At 37.1% G+C, this 17,733-nt stretch carries 15 protein-coding genes; 4 read left to right on the forward strand and 11 right to left on the reverse strand.

All coding sequences use genetic code 11. The features are described 5' to 3' along the window. Positions 1 to 88: 88 nt before the first annotated feature. Positions 89 to 457, reverse strand: a complete 369-nt coding sequence (gene spo0F / locus MHH66_RS26605; protein ID WP_000398592.1) for a sporulation initiation phosphotransferase Spo0F — start codon at positions 455 to 457, stop codon at positions 89 to 91. 202 nt (positions 458 to 659) lie between these two features. Here spo0F and MHH66_RS26610 point away from each other — a divergent pair, with 202 nt between their 5' ends. After that, the gene (locus tag MHH66_RS26610; RefSeq protein ID WP_078185035.1) at positions 660 to 1,184 is read left to right on the forward strand and encodes a DUF2529 domain-containing protein; all 525 of its coding nucleotides are present in this window, start codon (positions 660 to 662) and stop codon (positions 1,182 to 1,184) included. Between the two features lie 32 nt (positions 1,185 to 1,216). Here the strand turns inward: MHH66_RS26610 and pyrG are convergent, their stop codons facing one another. The 8 genes from pyrG to MHH66_RS26650 form a co-directional block, all read right to left on the reverse strand. Further along, on the reverse strand, positions 1,217 to 2,824 hold the full coding sequence (gene pyrG, locus MHH66_RS26615) for a CTP synthase (RefSeq protein WP_002016314.1): 1,608 nt from the start codon (positions 2,822 to 2,824) through the stop codon (positions 1,217 to 1,219). Between the two features lie 257 nt (positions 2,825 to 3,081). Continuing rightward, the gene (gene rpoE, locus MHH66_RS26620; RefSeq protein WP_078185034.1) at positions 3,082 to 3,609 is read right to left on the reverse strand and encodes a DNA-directed RNA polymerase subunit delta; all 528 of its coding nucleotides are present in this window, start codon (positions 3,607 to 3,609) and stop codon (positions 3,082 to 3,084) included. Positions 3,610 to 3,774: 165 nt separating this feature from the next. Further along, a complete protein-coding gene (locus MHH66_RS26625) occupies positions 3,775 to 4,404 on the reverse strand; it encodes a TetR/AcrR family transcriptional regulator (RefSeq protein WP_002034889.1) in 630 nt (209 codons plus the stop codon). Between the two features lie 64 nt (positions 4,405 to 4,468). After that, on the reverse strand, positions 4,469 to 5,608 hold the full coding sequence (gene acdA / locus MHH66_RS26630; protein WP_002016320.1) for an acyl-CoA dehydrogenase AcdA: 1,140 nt from the start codon (positions 5,606 to 5,608) through the stop codon (positions 4,469 to 4,471). Positions 5,609 to 5,630: 22 nt separating this feature from the next. Then, entirely contained in the window at positions 5,631 to 6,761 is a 1,131-nt protein-coding gene (locus MHH66_RS26635) for an acyl-CoA dehydrogenase (protein ID WP_078185033.1), read from the reverse strand. A gap of 72 nt (positions 6,762 to 6,833) precedes the next feature. Next, positions 6,834 to 7,685, reverse strand: coding sequence for a 3-hydroxybutyryl-CoA dehydrogenase (locus tag MHH66_RS26640; protein ID WP_002016322.1), 852 nt, complete (start codon positions 7,683 to 7,685; stop codon positions 6,834 to 6,836). Positions 7,686 to 7,734: 49 nt separating this feature from the next. Beyond that, on the reverse strand, positions 7,735 to 9,018 hold the full coding sequence (locus MHH66_RS26645; protein ID WP_078185032.1) for an acetyl-CoA C-acetyltransferase: 1,284 nt from the start codon (positions 9,016 to 9,018) through the stop codon (positions 7,735 to 7,737). A gap of 9 nt (positions 9,019 to 9,027) precedes the next feature. Further along, entirely contained in the window at positions 9,028 to 11,139 is a 2,112-nt protein-coding gene (locus MHH66_RS26650) for a heterodisulfide reductase-related iron-sulfur binding cluster (RefSeq protein WP_002130078.1), read from the reverse strand. 378 nt (positions 11,140 to 11,517) lie between these two features. Here MHH66_RS26650 and cls point away from each other — a divergent pair, with 378 nt between their 5' ends. The 3 genes from cls to MHH66_RS26665 all read left to right on the forward strand — a co-directional run bounded on the left by cls (position 11,518) and on the right by MHH66_RS26665 (position 16,503). Continuing rightward, on the forward strand, positions 11,518 to 12,711 hold the full coding sequence (gene cls / locus MHH66_RS26655; RefSeq protein WP_002034885.1) for a cardiolipin synthase: 1,194 nt from the start codon (positions 11,518 to 11,520) through the stop codon (positions 12,709 to 12,711). A gap of 33 nt (positions 12,712 to 12,744) precedes the next feature. Further along, positions 12,745 to 13,698, forward strand: coding sequence for a UV DNA damage repair endonuclease UvsE (gene uvsE, locus MHH66_RS26660; RefSeq protein WP_078185031.1), 954 nt, complete (start codon positions 12,745 to 12,747; stop codon positions 13,696 to 13,698). Between the two features lie 126 nt (positions 13,699 to 13,824). Further along, on the forward strand, positions 13,825 to 16,503 hold the full coding sequence (locus MHH66_RS26665; RefSeq protein WP_078185030.1) for a DUF4084 domain-containing protein: 2,679 nt from the start codon (positions 13,825 to 13,827) through the stop codon (positions 16,501 to 16,503). A gap of 18 nt (positions 16,504 to 16,521) precedes the next feature. Here the strand turns inward: MHH66_RS26665 and MHH66_RS26670 are convergent, their stop codons facing one another. Next, positions 16,522 to 16,668 (reverse strand): quorum-sensing peptide PapR, encoded by a 147-nt coding sequence (locus MHH66_RS26670; protein WP_078185029.1) that lies wholly within the window; start codon positions 16,666 to 16,668, stop codon positions 16,522 to 16,524. Positions 16,669 to 16,755: 87 nt separating this feature from the next. Then, the gene (plcR, locus tag MHH66_RS26675; protein WP_078185028.1) at positions 16,756 to 17,613 is read right to left on the reverse strand and encodes a transcriptional regulator PlcR; all 858 of its coding nucleotides are present in this window, start codon (positions 17,611 to 17,613) and stop codon (positions 16,756 to 16,758) included. Positions 17,614 to 17,733 lie beyond the last annotated feature (120 nt).

Consider the following 17,733-nt stretch of genomic DNA (forward strand, 5'->3'; position numbering starts at 1 on the left):
AACTTGTACTCAAAAACTCAACTGTATTCACCTGCTCAATAGTCCATGTAAACGCTTTTTTCCATATTTTTTATAAAAAATTCATTTTTTACGCCTCTACAGCAAGCTGATCTCTCACTGCTTGACGAATCTCATCAATATCAAACGGTTTAGCAAAGTGCATTAAAGCTCCTAAATCTTTCGCTTCTTGAATCATATCCAATTCTCCATAAGCAGTCATTAAAATCACTTTAATACTCTCATCAATTTCTTTTACATGTTTTAAAATCTCTATACCATCCATACCTGGGATTTTCATATCTAACACTACTAAATCCGGATTATCTTTTTTCACGATATCTAAAGCTTGAAATCCATTCGCTGCTTGGAACGTCTGATAACCTTCTTTTTGGAACACTTCATGCAATAAAACACGAATGCCATATTGATCATCAACGATTAAAATTTTCCCTTCCATAACTCCCAACCTTTCTGTGTAAGTACAAGATTTAAAGCTTCTTATATCTTATCGGTTTATTTTCGCTACTCTTTGCCAAATCCCTTCCTATTCTTTCTTATTTTACCGTTTCCTATTTTGTTATGCCACCCTACTATTTCCCCTTTCCAAAAAAAATAAGCTATAATGAGAACCAGCTAACACGAAAGAAAGGAGCAACAACATGTTAAAAATTTTCTCGACTCAATTAAGTGGATATTTCTCCCGAATTTCTCAAAAAGAGGAAATGAATATAGAAGATAGCGCTCGTCTACTTGCCCAGGCGTTAGTTGGCGACGGCTTCATTTACTTGCATGGTACAAACGAAATGGAAGGTATTGTTTCAGAAGCATTATTTGGCGCCGAACCAATGAAACAAGCAAAACGTTTAATAGAAAACGGTGAACCGGCGGCAGTGACTTCTGCGGACCGCGTACTTCTTATTAGTCGTTTTTCGACAGATGAAGAAATTATAAAAACCGCGAAAAAACTTCATGAAGAAGGCCAATCTATCGTTGGAATCTCGGCTATTCAAAAAGGTGTTGAATCACTGGAACAATATACAGATGTACATATTGATACAAAGCTGTTAAAGGGTCTTATTCCAGATGATGAAGGTAACCGCTACGGGTTCCCAAGTTTAATTGTAGCTTTATTTGCTTATCACGGATTGAAATTTACAATTGATGAAATGTTAAACGAATATTAAAAAAAGCGCCCTATTTCAGGCGCTTTTTTTTATTACTTGCTCTCTTTATTCGTAATAGAAGCACTTACGAAGTCATGGAACAATGGTTGTGGACGGTTTGGACGAGATACAAGTTCTGGATGGAACTGTGCTGCCACGAACCAAGGGTGATCTTGTAATTCAATAATTTCCACTAGACGACCGTCTGGGCTTGTACCAGAGAATACAAATCCTGCTTTTTCCATATCTGGACGGAATTGATTGTTGAACTCATAACGATGACGATGACGCTCATATACAACCGGCTCATTGTAAGCATTGTAAGCATTTGTTTCTTCAGCAAGCTTACATGGGTATAGACCAAGGCGAAGTGTACCACCTAAATCTTCTACATCTTTTTGTTCTGGTAATAAATCGATAATTGCATAAGGTGTGTCAGGATTAATTTCAGAAGAGTTAGCTCCTTCTAATCCTAATACGTTACGTGCAAATTCGATTGATGCAAGTTGCATACCTAGGCAAATTCCTAAGAATGGAACTTTGTTTTCACGAGCATATTGAATTGCAACGATTTTACCTTCTACACCACGATCGCCGAAGCCACCTGGTACAAGGATACCATCTGTATCGCCAACTAATTCTTTTACGTTCTCTGCTGTTACGTGCTCAGCATTTACCCATTTCACTTCTACATCTGTGTCGAATGAATAACCTGCATGACGAAGCGCTTCTACAACAGAAATGTATGCATCTTGAAGCTCTACGTATTTACCAACAAGAGCGATTTTTGTTTTCTTAGAAAGGTTACGTACTTTATTAACTAGCGCAGTCCAATCTGTCATATCTGCAGCTGGATTGTCTAACTTCAAGTGATCACAAACGATTTGGTCCATGTTTTGTTCTTGAAGAGATAATGGAACCGCATATAAAGTATCTGCATCGCGTGCTTCGATAACTGCTTTTGTATCGATGTCACAGAATAATGCAAGCTTGTCTTTCATGTCCTGAGAAACAGGTAGTTCTGTACGAACAACGATAATATTTGGTTGAATACCTAAGCTGCGAAGCTCTTTAACGCTATGTTGCGTTGGTTTTGTTTTCATTTCACCCGCTGCTTTTAAGTACGGGATTAACGTACAGTGAATGTACATTACATTGTCACGACCGATGTCGCTCTTAATTTGACGAATTGCTTCTAAGAATGGTAAAGACTCGATATCACCAACAGTTCCACCGATTTCTGTAATAACAACGTCGGCATTTGTTTCGCGACCAGAACGATATACACGTTCTTTAATTTCGTTAGTAATGTGAGGAATAACTTGAACTGTTCCTCCTAAATATTCACCACGACGCTCTTTTTGAAGAACTGAAGAGTAAATTTTACCTGTTGTTACGTTGCTGTATTTGTTTAAGTTGATGTCGATAAAACGCTCATAGTGACCTAGGTCTAAGTCCGTTTCTGCACCATCATCTGTTACGAATACCTCACCGTGTTGGTAGGGGCTCATAGTCCCTGGGTCTACGTTAATGTATGGATCAAACTTTTGAATAGTTACGTTTAAACCACGATTCTTTAAAAGTCTTCCAAGAGATGCTGCTGTAATACCTTTACCTAAAGACGATACTACACCGCCTGTTACAAAAATATACTTAGTCATGAAAATACTCCCTTCTACTTCGTTGTTATATAATCACCGTTGCAAAGCGCAACGTATGTAGATAACACTGTATCTATCTTATTGTTAGGCTCTTTTTATTTTCTAAACAAAAAACAAAAAAGAAAATTGCTCCCCTCATCACATAAAGTAATAAGTAGGGAGCAATTTTCTTTTATATTTACACTTTAAAAGTATTATCGTCTTTTTTTAAAGAGCCCAAAAATGATTCTACATGGACGATAATGAAAAGTCAAGAACTACCGCTCTTCCTCTTCTTCTTCAGTTTCATCATACTCAAGTTCTTCTTCTGCGAAGTCTTCATTATCTTCTTCTAAATCATCAAGATCATCATCTTCATCGTCTGCGTCTTCGTCTTCAAGAACTTTGTCCAAATCTACTACATCTTCTTCTACTTCTTCTGCTTCTTCTTCTTCTACATCATCTTCTTCAATGTAGTCGTCAAAACCGTCTTCTTCAACTTTGCGTTTCTTCTTCGGTTTTGGCTGAGGCAGAATTTCTTCATCAATTTGCTCATATGGGTACCAGCTACGTAGCCCCCAACGATTTTCTCCTAAATTAATGAAACGTCCATCGATGTTTAAATCTGTATAAAATTGTGCGAGTTTCGTATTAACTTGCCCTTGAGATAGTCCCAGCACTTGAGCGATTTCTTGAACCAACTCGTTGAATGTCGTTGCTTGTCTTTTATTCCCTAAAACACTATGTACAACTTCAATCATTGAACATTCTTTTAGCTCTTCTGGTGAATATTGCTTAAAACCCACTTATGCGGCACTTCCTTTCTTCAAATATAAGCTTATATATAACGGTCTGCTTAAAAAAATCCATACTATTCATTATAAACAAAAGTCGCACAAATATGCTACAAAAAAAACGGGAAACTTTTATCGCGCTATTTACGGGCAATAAAATTATAATTTGTCCATTCTTTATTTCGGAGACATATGTGCTCCTTGCAGTACATACCTAATTTGCATTTCTGTATATTCTTCGAGAGTATACAGTTTTTGCAGGGCCCAACGTCTAAATCCCCACATTTGTCCTTGTATGAAAATATTATGTGCAAGAAGCTGTATTTCCTTTTTATTTAGTGTAAATGTCCCATTTTCCGTACACTGCTCTAAAATATCCTCAAACATCCCGACCATTTGAAACTCTTTTTCTAATACATATGGGAGTGATTCTTTCGGTAAAAAACGTACCTCTTGATACATAATTAATACTTCTTCTTGCAATTCATCCATCACTTTAAAATAATTCATTATCGCTATCTTTAAGCTTTCTATACTTCCCTTCTCTGTACACACTACTTCCTCTAACCGCTCTTTTACATGTTCATAAATACTATCACAAACTAAATATAATACATCATCTTTTGTGCGAATATACTCATAAAGTGTTCCGATACTAAATCCAGCCGCTTTCGCAATTTCTCTCGTTGTTGTACGCGGGAATCCTTTTTGCTTAAACAGCTGCACCGCACCTTTAATCATTTGTTCACGTCTTAACGCAACTAATTTTTCATCTTTCACTGACGCATGTACATTATGTTTAACCATCCCTTCACCTCTCTCTATTATTTTTGGAAGTAAAAAGCGTAGGAAAATACCTACGCTTTTGTTCCTACTTCGTTAACATACGAGAAATTACAAGCCTTTGAATCTCTTGTGTTCCCTCATATATTTGTGTAATCTTTGCATCGCGCATATAACGCTCTACTGGATAATCTTTCGTATAACCATAACCACCAAATACTTGTACCGCTTCAGTCGTTACCTTCATCGCTGTATCACCTGCAAATACTTTTGACATCGCTGACTCTTTCCCATACGGAAGCCCTTCAGATTCAAGCCAAGCCGCTTGATATGTTAAAAGACGCGCTGCCTCTACATCCGTTGCCATATCCGCAAGTTTAAAGCCAATTCCTTGTTGCGCCGCAATTGGCTTCCCAAACTGATGACGTTCTCTTGCATATTCTACAGAAGCATCTAAAGCGGATTGTGCAATACCGACTGCTTGTGCCGCAATACCATTACGGCCGCCATCTAATGTCTGCATCGCAACTTTAAATCCTTGGCCCTCTTCCCCTAGTAAATTCTCTACAGGAATACGGCAGTCTTCAAATATAATTTCAGTTGTTGGCGAAGAACGAATCCCTAGCTTACTTTCCTTCTTCCCAACCGAAAATCCTAGCGTATCACTCTCCACAATAAATGCACTCGTGCCGCGCTGCTTCGAATCAGGATCTGTTAATGCAAAAACAACATAAATATCAGCAATACCGCCATTTGTAATAAAAATTTTCGAACCATTTAAAATGTAATGGTCTCCATCTCGTTTTGCAGTCGTCCTCATTCCACCAGCATCTGATCCAGAGCTTGGTTCTGTTAAGCCATATGCACCAATTTTCTTCCCTTCAGCCATTGGGCGCAAAAACTTTTGTTTTTGCTCTTCCGTTCCAAATTTAAAAATTGGCCATCCAGCAAGTGAAGTATGTGCAGACAACGTTACACCTGTAGAAGCACAAACGCGGGATAATTCTTCAACGGCAATTACATACGCCAAGTAATCGCTTCCAATTCCGCCGTATTCTTCAGGCCACGGAATACCGGTTAAACCAAGCTCTGCCATTTGATCAAATAAAGCGCGATCAAATCGCTCTTCCTCATCACGCTCTGCTGCTGTCGGCGCTACTTCATTCCTCGCAAAATCCCGAACCATTTTTCTTATCATTTCATGTTCTTCTGATAATTTAAAATGCATTCCCGTCTCCCCCTCTGCCTTTTTATAAAGCTCGACTAATTACAAGCTTTTGTATTTCGCTCGTTCCTTCATATATTTGCGTGATCTTCGCATCACGGAAAAATCTTTCTACTGGATAATCTTTCGTATAACCGTAACCGCCAAATACTTGCACCGCTTCAATCGCAACTTCAACGGCCGTCTTAGAAGCAAATAATTTCGCAATAGAAGCTTCTTTACCGCATGGTAACCCTTGTGCTCTTAGCGATGCCGCTCTGTATACAAGTAATCGCGCTGCTTCTACGCTAGTCGCCATATCTGCAAGTTTGAATCCGATTCCTTGCTGCGCCGCAATTGGCTTGCCGAATTGCTCGCGCTCTTTCGCATAATCAATCGCACATGCAAGCGCCGCTTCCGCGATTCCTAATGCTTGCGCTCCGATTCCAATTCGCCCAACATCTAAATTCGCCATTGCCACCTTAAATCCTTGTCCTTCTTCACCAAGTAAATTCTCGGCCGGCACTTTCATATCTTCAAACGTAAGTTGCACTGTACGAGAACCAAGAAGACCCATCTTATGCTCATCTTTTCCAATGATTAAGCCTGGTGTATCTTTCTCTACTATAAATGCTGAAATCCCGCTTTTCCCTGCATCTGGATTTGTAGACGCGAAGACGATATATGTACTTGCTTCACCACCATTTGTAATAAAGACTTTCGATCCATTAATGATGTAGTGATCGTCTTTCTTTACAGCTCTTGATTTCAAACTACCTGCATCTGATCCTGCATTCGGTTCTGTTAGAGCAAATGCGCCTAAATATTCACCAGTCGCCAATTTAGAAACATATTTCTGCTTCTGTTCTTCTGTTCCGAAGTATAAAATCGGATTCATTCCAACTGACGTATGTACAGCTAAAATTACACCAACCGTTGCACTTACCTTTGAAATTTCCTCAATTGCTAGAATGTAAGAAATAAAATCCATTTCTGCCCCGCCATATTTTGCAGGCGCTGGAATACCCATTAGTCCAAGCTCACCCATCTTTTGCAAAATCTCTTTCGGGAACACCCCTTGTTCCATACTAGGAACAAAGGAAGCTATTTCCTTCTGTGCAAAATCTCGAACCATTTTCCTCATCATTTGTTGCTCTTCAGTAAAGTGAAAATTCATGTACTTCGCCTCCGTTTGCTATATATCTTTTTAACAATCTGGTAAGACCACTACTTCAATAAAGGGAGGCCTTTATTCGTAAACGTAGAAACCACGACCCGTTTTACGTCCTAACCATCCTGCATTCACATACTTACGTAATAATGGACATGGGCGATATTTACTATCTCCTAATCCTTCATGCAACACTTCCATAATGTATAAACATGTATCTAAACCGATAAAGTCAGCTAACGTAAGAGGTCCCATCGGATGATTCATACCGAGTTTCATTACTTCATCAATCGCTTCTTTCGTCGCTACTCCTTCGTATAACGTATAAATCGCTTCGTTAATCATCGGTAATAAAATACGGTTCGATACAAACCCTGGGAAATCATTTACTTCAACTGGCACTTTCCCGATTTTTTTCGTAATATCCTCAATCGTTTCGTACACTGCATCATCTGTAGCTAAACCACGAATAATTTCAACGAGTTTCATAACTGGAACTGGATTCATAAAGTGCATGCCGATTACTTTCTCAGGACGTTTCGTTACCGCTGCAATTTCCGTAATTGGTAACGATGACGTATTCGTCGCTAAAATTGCGTGTTCTGGAGCGATTTCATCTAAATTCGCAAAAATTTTCTTTTTAATATCCATTTTTTCAACAGCTGCTTCAATAATAAGATCAGCTTCTTTGACACTATTTAAATCGAGCGTCCATGTAAGACGATTTAAAGTCGCATCTTTCTCTTCTTCCTTCATACGGCCTTTTTCTACTTGGCGGGCTAAATTTTTTGAAATAACAGCTAGCCCTCTATCTAATTGCTCTTGCTTTAAATCTTGCACTTTCACATCATAGCCTGCCATTGCACACACTTGTGCGATACCTGAACCCATTTGCCCTGCACCAATTACAACAATCTTTTGTACACTCATTTTTTCTTCCCCCTTAATTGTTAATAAACTATATATCTTCTAATCTTAATTAGTGAACTTCAATCATCACTGCATCACCTTGACCGCCACCGCTACAAATAGAAGCAATTCCAATTCCGCCGCCGCGCTGCTTCAGTGCATGGATAAGTGTAACGATAATACGTGCTCCGCTCGCTCCAATTGGATGCCCCATTGCTACAGCACCGCCATTTACATTCAATTTTTCCGGATCGATCCCTGCGATTTCTGTACTTGCAATTGCTACAGCCGCAAATGCCTCATTGATTTCAAATAGATCTATGTCTTCAATTGTCTTACCTGTCTTTTTCAGCAATTCATTAATTGCATAACCTGGCGTTCTTGGGAAATCCTTCGATTCTACCGCAATCGCCGTATGCGCCAAAATTGTCGCTAATGGTTTTCTTCCTTCTTGCTTCGCTCTGTCCTCGCTCATTAATACAAGTGCAGCACCGCCATCATTTAGTCCCGGAGCATTACCTGCTGTCACCGCTGACGTCTTATCAAATACAGGCTTTAATTTCGCTAATTTTTCAATCGTTGTATCCGCGCGTGGTGCCTCATCCTTAGCCACGACGATAGGATCGCCTTTTCTTTGCTGAATTGTTACTGGTACAATCTCCTCTTCAAAACGCCCTTCTTTATGTGCCGAAACCGCACGTTGATGGCTACGATATGCCCATTCATCTTGTGCTTCGCGAGAGATTCCATCTTCCTTCGCAACTTCTCCGCCATAAACACCCATGTGTATACCTGAAAATGCGCATGTTAAACCGTCTGCAACGTTTAAATCGATAACTTCGTTGTTACCCATTCTGTATCCCCATCTTGCCCCTCGTAAAATGTAAGGGCTGTTACTCATCGATTCCATTCCACCAGCTACAATCAGTGATTGATCACCAGTACGAATAATTTGATCTGCTAACGTAACTGCGCGAAGCCCTGATGCACAAACTTTATTTACTGTTTCTGTCTGCACTTCCCAAGGAATGCCGGCCGCTCTTGCTGCTTGGCGTGATGGAATTTGTCCTTGCCCTCCTTGGATAACCGTTCCGAATATAACTTCTTCAACATCACTAGCGGAAACATTCGCTCTTTCAAGCGCTGCCTTAATTGCGATTCCTCCAAGTTCTGTTGCTTTCACGTCTTTTAAAGTTCCTCCAAATTTTCCAACCGGTGTTCTTGCAGCACTTAAAATAACTGTTTTACTCATGTTTCTTTCCCCCATTTCTTTTTTTAGCACCGAGCGCTCGCTCGGTATCCTTGCGCCTAGAAGAGGTGCAATTTTTGCACCTCTTTCTAAATTTGAATGCATTCCTACAAACTACATTGCTTCTTTCTTCTGTCCGATAACTGAGCGTTCTAAAATCTCTGTTACGTCCAAAGTTTGAACTGTTTCTTCAACTTCTTTCGCTTTCGTGCCGTCACTAATCATCGTTAAGCAATACGGGCATCCTGTACCGATAATTGACGGCTGTACAGCTAACGCTTGTTCTGTACGTGCAACGTTAATACGAGAACCTGTCGTTTCTTCCATCCACATTAGGCCGCCACCCGCACCACAGCACATTCCCGTTTCACGGTTACGCGCCATTTCTACAAGGTTTACACCTGGAATTGCTTTTAGAATATCGCGCGGCGCTTCGTATACTTCGTTGTATCTTCCTAAGTAACAGGAATCATGGTACGTAACTGTCTCTTCAATAGAATGGACAGGTTTTAAACGACCTTCCTTCACCCACTGGGCTAGTAATTCTGTATGATGATAGACTTCTGCTTGTAAGCCAAAGTCCGGGTACTCATTTTTAAAAGTGTTATAAGCATGAGGGTCAATCGTAACGATTTTCTTCACTCCTGCTTTTTCAAATTCTTCAATATTTTTAGTAGCCATTTCCTGGAATACAAATTCATTTCCAAGGCGGCGCGGTGTATCACCAGAGTTCTTTTCCTTATTACCAAGAATTGCGAATGAAATGCCTGCTTCATTCATTAGCTTCGCAAATGATATCGCAATCTTCTGACTGCGATTGTCATACGAACCCATTGATCCAACCCAGAATAAGTATTCAAACTCTTCGCCAGCTTTTGATTTCTCCTTTACAGTTGGAACTGTTACTTCATCGTCACCTTGGCGCCATGTTTCACGCTCTTTACGGTTCAGTCCCCACGGATTACCTTGACGCTCAATGTTTGTCATTGCACGCTGCGCTTCCGCGTCCATTTTTCCTTCTGTTAAAACTAGATAGCGGCGTAAATCAATAATTTTGTCAACATGCTCATTCATAACTGGGCACTGGTCCTCACAGTTACGACACGTTGTACATGCCCAAATCTCTTCTTCTGTAATAACGTCTCCGATTAAACTTGGGTCGTACGCTAGCGCTGTAGCCGCTGATTCTTGTTGTCCTTTTCCAGCTGCCATCATCGCTAACTGATTTCCTTGTGTATTATTAAAAGCAACAACTGGAACCCACGGTGCTTTTGATGTTACCGCTGCTCCTTTATCAGTTAAATGATCACGAAGTTTTAAAATTAAATCCATCGGTGATAACATTTTCCCTGTTCCTGTTGCCGGACACATATTTGTACAACGACCACATTCGACGCAGGAATATAAGTCGATAAGTTGATTTTGTCTAAAGTCTTCAATTTTACCAACACCGAATGTTTCTTGTGTTTCATCTTCAAAATCAATTTTTTCAAGTTTTCCCGGATTTGAAAGACGACCAAAAAACACGTTAACTGGTCCAGCAATTAAATGCGCATGTTTTGATTGTGGAACATAAACTAAAAACGTTAACAAAATTAGTAAATGCACCCACCAAGAGAAATAGAACACTGAAATGGCTACGGTTTCATTTAATCCCGAGAAAACGTAAGCGATTGCAGAAGCGATAGGTTCACTCCATGAAAGCTCCTCGCCGTGCCATATAATTCCCATCCCATTACCAAGTAGCACAGAAATCATTAAGCCACCAATAAAGATAAGAACAAGGCCTGATTTAAAATTACGTTTCAAACGAACAAGCTTTTCAATATAGCGTCTATGAAAAGCCCAAAAGACTGCAATTAAAATAACGAGTGTGACAATTTCCTGGAAGAATGTAAATGCAGGGTATAGTGGTCCAAGTGGAAGATGCGATCCTGGTGCAAGTCCTTTCCAAACGAAGTCAATTGCTCCAAATTGGACAAGAATAAATCCGTAAAAGAACATAACGTGAATGATGCCGCTCTTTTTATCTTTCAGCAGCTTTTTCTGACCGAAAACATTGACCTTAAGAAGATCCCAACGCTCTTTAAAACGACGGTCAAATTCAATCTTTTTTCCTAATTGTATGTAGGCCATCCTTGTTCGTATAAGATATACAAACAAATACCCCGCATAAGCAATAACAGCAATGGCAGCCAGCCAATTAATGATTAGTAAGCTATTCATTTTATGCTACCCCTCTCTTTGTAAGCTCTCTTTCTTTTTTAGAATCTTCGAAAATATATAATTTTCTGAATTATATCCCCTATTCCCATTATATAATGAGTGAGCATTCAGTCAACAGTTTTTTGTTATACAACAACACATTTTTTAATAAAGCTGTTTATTTCGGTGAAACTATAAAGTGAAACTTTAATCGGCGGAGAGCTATTCATCCCCACTGAGTAAAAGCCCTCACCAATCGGGCTTTTACGGGCGGCCCGAATCCCAACCAACTTCTTTGCTTTAGGTGGGCGTCTTACTGTCCGCAAATAGCGGGATACAGTGAAATTTTGATTTGTAAAAAATTGATGGTGAAAAGACCGTGAAGGAGGGAATTTACTTATGTTTTTCTTATCTCTCTTGTTATTAGGCAGCGCTCTCTGGATTACAATCGACCTTTCATATGGGAGAATTGTTCATTTAAAGCGTGTACGTTCTCGTTCTTTCCCTTTACGTCAAAGTGATTTTCGCCTTTATACATACGGAAATGATCTATACGATGCTCTCTTTACTGATATAAAACAAGCTAAACACCATGTGCACGTTTTATTTTTTATTGTAAAAAACGATGATATAAGTCGTACGTTTTTAAAGTTACTTATCGATAAAGCACAAGAAGGAATTGAAGTAAGACTTTTACTCGACCGGTTTGGAAGTCATTATTTATCAAAAGAAGCGATTTACTCCCTACAAAAACATGGTGTCTCTTTTTCATTTTGTCATAAAGTGAAATTTCCTTTTCCTTTCTTTTCTGCAAATCAAAGAAACCATAGAAAAATTACAGTTATTGACGGGAAAATTGGTTATATTGGTGGATTTAACATTGGCGAGGAATATTTAGGGCATAATCAAAGGTTAGGGTTATGGCGAGATTATCATTTACGTCTTACAGGAGAAGGGATACAAGATTTACAAAAACAATTTTTACATGATTGGCTCGACGATACAGACCAAAATTTATTAGATTCATCTCTTTATTTTCCTACGCAACAACCAGGGACCATTCTACATCGTTTCATTCCTACTGATGGTGCCTATTTACAAAATACATTTTTACATTTAATCGAAAGCGCGAAAAAAGAACTCTTTATCGGTACACCATATTTTATTCCTGGAAAAAAAATTATGAATGCATTATTAAAAGCGCGAAAACGTGGGGTTCAAATAACTATTCTCGTTCCACAAAAGGCTGATCATGCCCTCGTTCGAGAAGCAAAATTCCCATATTGCCGAAAGTTAATACAAGCTGGTTGTAATATTTACGCTTTCCAGCAAGGATTTTTCCACGCAAAAATTATTATAGTAGACGATCATACTTGTGATATCGGAACTGCTAATTTCGATATGAGAAGTATATATATTAACCATGAAATCAATTGCCTTTTATACGATAAACATTTCATACAAGAAGTAAAACGTAAATTCGAGGAAGATTTGGAACGCTCCTTATTACTTTCCTTCGAAGATGTCAATCCTCTCTCCATTATCGATAGAGGAAAGGAATGGATAGGAACGATACTCGCGTTCTTTTTATAGAGAAATTTCAAGGGCCAAGGAGGTGCATCACATATGATAATTCGATTTGGATATGTCTCACATGCTACGGCATTATGGGACTGTTCGCCTGCCAAAACAATGACATTTACAAGCTGGAAAAAGCTAAAAAAACAAGAGCGTGAAGATAAATTATATAATGTTACACTGCAAAATCTAGAACACACAATACGCATCCTTCATTACAATATTGCACACGAAATTCCATTATATCGTTTATCATCTTCTATCGTTCCGCTTGCAACACATCCTGAAGTTGAATTTGATTACATTCAACTATTTGCTCCACTATGGCGTAAAATAGGAGCATTAATTCAAGAACACAATTTACGCGTAAGTTTTCATCCCAACCAATTCACACTATTTACAAGCGACAAACCACATATTACAACTAATGCTATTACAGATATGACCTATCATTATAATGTGTTAAATGCTATGGGAATTGCAGATTCTTCCTACATTAATATCCATGTAGGTGGTGCGTATGGAAATAAGGAGAAGGCAATCGAACGTTTTCATGAAAACATACAAAAACTTCCTTACCATATAAAAAGACAAATGACTCTTGAAAATGACGATAAAACATATACAACTTCTGAAACTTTGGCTATTTGTCAAAAAGAAAAAATCCCTTTCGTGTTCGATTATCATCATCACATAGCGAACCTTTGTAATGAACCGCTAGAGGAATTACTTCCTATGATATTTAAAACTTGGTCACATACAAATGTCCTTCCTAAAGTTCATATTTCTTCTCCTAGATCAGAAAAAGAATTTAGGGCCCATGCAGATTATATTGATTTAGAATTTATTAAACCCTTTTTGCACATCGCAAAAAAAGTTAATCATAATTTTGATATTATGATTGAAAGTAAACAAAAGGATTTAGCACTTCTTCAGTTAATAGATGAAATCGCTTCTATAAGGGGAGTGAAAAGAATAAAAGGCGCAACACTACAATGGTAAATTGTAACGTTGCGCTATTTTTTTCAAAAAGTATTTCTTATAGTAAAAAAGCTCCTGTTTTATATGCTATTATTTAAATTAGCATTTTCCCCCTGTGATTCAACTTTATTGAAACGGAGCCATTATATGATTAATCAAAAAAAATATGTACAATTTGTCATGATGTATATAATTATATTTTCTCTTTGGATATTCCTTATCCCTAGGAATTTAAATATAAAAGAAATTGGAATTCTCTTCTTATTTTGTTTTGCTACACTCTTTTCTTGCTATTGCTTATATAAAGCAATTAAGAAGATGAAGCACGGTGACAAACTATTTTGGGTTCTAGTACTATGCACTTGTATATGTGGATTAGCTATGGAAATAACTTTATTTCTTCATTCACTTTCTATATATGATCAAGTCATATTCTCATATAAGGCGTTGCCCTTTTTCATCGTACAATATATTTTACTCTTCTCTGGCTTTGCTATAAAGTTCATAAAACATTACTCTATTAGAGGCCTTGCTCAATTTTCATTCGATAGCATCTTTATTGTTATTATGAATATTTATTTTACCTTAACTTTTATTTTGGATCTTTCAAGCTTTCGTATGTTAACAACAGATACCTGGGTTTTAATTGGATACTTTATTGCACAATCATTAGTAATTTACGCCGTTATTAGCCTATATAGAAGAGAACAATATTCTTCTAGCAGAATTTCATTAATTATCGGCTTTACTATCATACTTGTGTACGGATATATACATCTGTTTCAATTAAACGCAGGGATGGAAACTTCTTCTGAAGTCTCTTACTTAATACATACTGCTTCAATTTTATTAATTGGTTTGTCTTCCATACTGTACATTTTGGATAAACCAATGCAACATGAAACGAAAACGAAATATTATCGATTCGATTATGTACGCTTTATATTACCTTATTTTAGTATAATCATTACTTTTTCCTTTGTTGTTATTCAACCTTGGGATGATAAGTTCATGCTAATCGGTCTCGTATTATCACTAGTATTATTATTCCTACGACAACTTTACATGTGGAAAGATAATCAAGTATTAATCGATACGTATGAACAGTTGACTACACAACTAGAAGATGAAGTTGAAGAAGGCGTATCTGCCCTATCAAAAAGTGAACAACGTTATAAATCTTTATTCGAAGATCATCCTGATGCTGTTTTTTCTTTAAATATGAACGGGATTTTTCAACAATCTAATAAGGCTTGTGAAAGTTTATTTACAGCCTATTATTGTGAAGTAACAAGCTATTCTCTTCAACACTTCATTGATCCACAAGATCATGAATTATTGAAGAAATCTTTACAAATTACAAAAGAAGGTAGACCACAAACTCTAGAAATTCGTACAAAAGAAAAAGAAGGCTATTATTATCACCTTCACATTACATTCATCCCTATTTTTATAAATAAAGAAGTTGTTGGGATGTTTGGTATCGCACGTGATATTACAACTTTATATGAAAAACAAAAGCAAGTAGAGCATATGGCTTTCCATGATGCACTTACAGGACTACCGAATCGACGGAAATTCGAAAAAGATTTAAAAACGATTTTAAATACAGCTCAAAACACCACTAATGACGTTGCGGTCATGTTCCTCGACTTAGATCGATTTAAAAAAATTAACGATCGACTCGGCCATGATGTCGGAGATTTATTATTAATTGAAGTAGCAAAAAGATTACGTGGATGTTTGCGTTCAAAAGATATCGTTGCCCGCCAAGGCGGAGATGAATTTACGATTCTATTACCAGATATGTACTCTGAAAAAAGTGCTTCTTTTATGGCTGAACAAATTTTAACTATTTTAAATAAGCCTTACTTTATTAAAGATGAAGAACTTTCTGTTACACCGAGTATCGGAATTGCGATGTACCCTGACTACGGAACCGATGTAACCGAATTAATGAAAAATGCAGATATGGCTATGTATCGAGCAAAGGCTAATGGAAAAAATAGATTTATTTTCTTCTCAAAAGAAATGAGTATTGCGCAAAATGAAATACACTTCCTAGAAGGTGAACTTTCAAAAGCTCTACAACAAAATGAATTTTTCCTTGAATATCAACCACAAGTAAATACAAAAACAAAACAAATTATCGGTTTTGAGGCATTAATTCGCTGGAAACATCCAAAACTCGGAATTGTATCCCCCGCCCAATTCATTCCTCTAGCAGAGGAAACAGGATTTATTATTGAACTTGGTAATTGGATTTTACGTACCGCCTGCTTAGAAGCAAAAAAGTGGCATAACCAAGGATTTTCTCACTTAAAGGTTGGTGTAAATTTATCTGTTGTTCAATTCAATCACGCAGATTTAATATCAACTATTTCAAAAGTCTTGGAAGAAACCGAACTAAATCCGGAAGCGCTAGATATTGAGATTACAGAAAGTATCGCGATTAATCAAAATCATTCTGTAATTGCTAAACTAGAAGAACTTCAAAATCTCGGTATTCAAATTTCAATTGATGACTTTGGAACTGGTTATAGTTCTTTAGCTTATTTAACGAAATATCCAATCAATACATTAAAAATTGCTCGAGAATTTATTTGTGGAATTACAAATAGCCCTTTAGAAGAAGCGATTATCGCTTCCATTATTACGCTATCAAAAGAATTAAATTTAAAGGTTATTGCGGAAGGTGTAGAAACAGAAGAACAATGGAAGTTTTTACACGAGCAAAACTGTGACCACATTCAAGGATTCCTCTTTAGCAAACCTGTTTCTAGTAAAGATGTTTGGATGTTACTCCACAAAAAAACAACCGTCTAAGTAAGACGGTTGTTTTTTTTAATATTCAAAAGGTAGATCTGCAGCTAATTGTACCTCTTGATCGTTATGAGAAATTACTTGGCTTTTCTCTAAAACTGTATCCCCTAGTGAAATACCCCATGCCATCGCTAACGTTAATAGACTACCAATAAGTAGTTTCTTCATATTCCATCACCCACGTTTTTTCTTTTAATATATCATGAAAATTTATCCATATCGTATGCAATTATGCATATCCATTTTTTAGGCTGTTTATCTACTGATTTTATTTGCGAGCGCTTCTTTATATGCATGCATTTCTAATATATCAAAAAAGAAACTTGCCTTTTTATATGCATCTTCAATCTCTGCCCCATCGTACTCCAACTTCCCTAGGCATTCACCTCTTTGATAATATAGCTGTCCAATTAATGCCATACTATTAATTCGGCACGATATTTCAATCGCTTTATTTACTTGATAAAGTGACTCTTCATATTGATCATCTAAGTATAATGCTTTTGCATGATTATACCTTAACTTCACGTCAAATTCTTCATTATCATGCAATGCCTCTAATTGTTTTAATATATCTTCAAATAACTCAATGCTCTTCTTAAAATAGCTATTTTCAGCATAAATATTTGCAATTGCATTTTCTATATAAAGATTTTGATACATATCTATCCCAGTTAATTGTTGATTTAGTAGCTTTTTTAACTCTAGAATACAATATTCATAATCAATCTTCTTCAACACATACGCAGATACATGATATTGCCATTGAAGAAACTGCTGAAACTCAGGGTGATATTCTTCCTTTTTCAGTTCATTCCATACTTTATTATAAATTTCTTTATATTTCTTTTGCTTACAAAGTACAATAATTTGATCTTTAAACTGCTTTTTCTTCTCAATATCGGAATAAATGAGTACCTCATAAAAATGAATAATGGGAACTTGTAATTTTGCTGCGATACCTTGCAAGATATCCATACTTGGGTATACCGCGCCCGATTCAATTCTGCTCACTTCCGATTGATGACATACATTATCGGAGAGTTGTTTCTGTGTCAATCCTCTCATTACCCTAATTTTCTTTATTTCGCTTCCTAATTTTTCTGCATGCATACTTACTCACCATCCCATTATAACAATCTAATTTTTTTAAGTTGTCATACCACTACAATAATGTGAATTCGACAATTTTTGATATGAAATAATGCATAATATATATAAAATTCGGCAAAT

Origin of the sequence: Bacillus sp. FSL H8-0492, assembly GCF_038006145.1 — a bacterium.
Classification (GTDB): domain Bacteria; phylum Bacillota; class Bacilli; order Bacillales; family Bacillaceae_G; genus Bacillus_A; species Bacillus_A mycoides.

Excerpts from the sequence above, each read along its gene's own strand:
- spo0F (WP_000398592.1), bottom strand. The coding sequence starts at position 457 with ATGGAAGGGAAAATTTTAATCGTTGATGATCAATATGGCATTCGTGTT.
- MHH66_RS26610 (WP_078185035.1), top strand. The coding sequence starts at position 660 with ATGTTAAAAATTTTCTCGACTCAATTAAGTGGATATTTCTCCCGAATT.
- pyrG (WP_002016314.1), bottom strand. The coding sequence starts at position 2,824 with ATGACTAAGTATATTTTTGTAACAGGCGGTGTAGTATCGTCTTTAGGT.
- MHH66_RS26625 (WP_002034889.1), bottom strand. The coding sequence starts at position 4,404 with ATGGTTAAACATAATGTACATGCGTCAGTGAAAGATGAAAAATTAGTT.
- acdA (WP_002016320.1), bottom strand. The coding sequence starts at position 5,608 with ATGCATTTTAAATTATCAGAAGAACATGAAATGATAAGAAAAATGGTT.
- MHH66_RS26635 (WP_078185033.1), bottom strand. The coding sequence starts at position 6,761 with ATGAATTTTCACTTTACTGAAGAGCAACAAATGATGAGGAAAATGGTT.
- MHH66_RS26640 (WP_002016322.1), bottom strand. The coding sequence starts at position 7,685 with ATGAGTGTACAAAAGATTGTTGTAATTGGTGCAGGGCAAATGGGTTCA.
- MHH66_RS26645 (WP_078185032.1), bottom strand. The coding sequence starts at position 9,018 with ATGCATTCAAATTTAGAAAGAGGTGCAAAAATTGCACCTCTTCTAGGC.
- MHH66_RS26650 (WP_002130078.1), bottom strand. The coding sequence starts at position 11,139 with ATGAATAGCTTACTAATCATTAATTGGCTGGCTGCCATTGCTGTTATT.
- cls (WP_002034885.1), top strand. The coding sequence starts at position 11,518 with ATGTTTTTCTTATCTCTCTTGTTATTAGGCAGCGCTCTCTGGATTACA.
- uvsE (WP_078185031.1), top strand. The coding sequence starts at position 12,745 with ATGATAATTCGATTTGGATATGTCTCACATGCTACGGCATTATGGGAC.
- MHH66_RS26665 (WP_078185030.1), top strand. The coding sequence starts at position 13,825 with ATGATTAATCAAAAAAAATATGTACAATTTGTCATGATGTATATAATT.
- MHH66_RS26670 (WP_078185029.1), bottom strand. The coding sequence starts at position 16,668 with ATGAAGAAACTACTTATTGGTAGTCTATTAACGTTAGCGATGGCATGG.
- plcR (WP_078185028.1), bottom strand. The coding sequence starts at position 17,613 with ATGCATGCAGAAAAATTAGGAAGCGAAATAAAGAAAATTAGGGTAATG.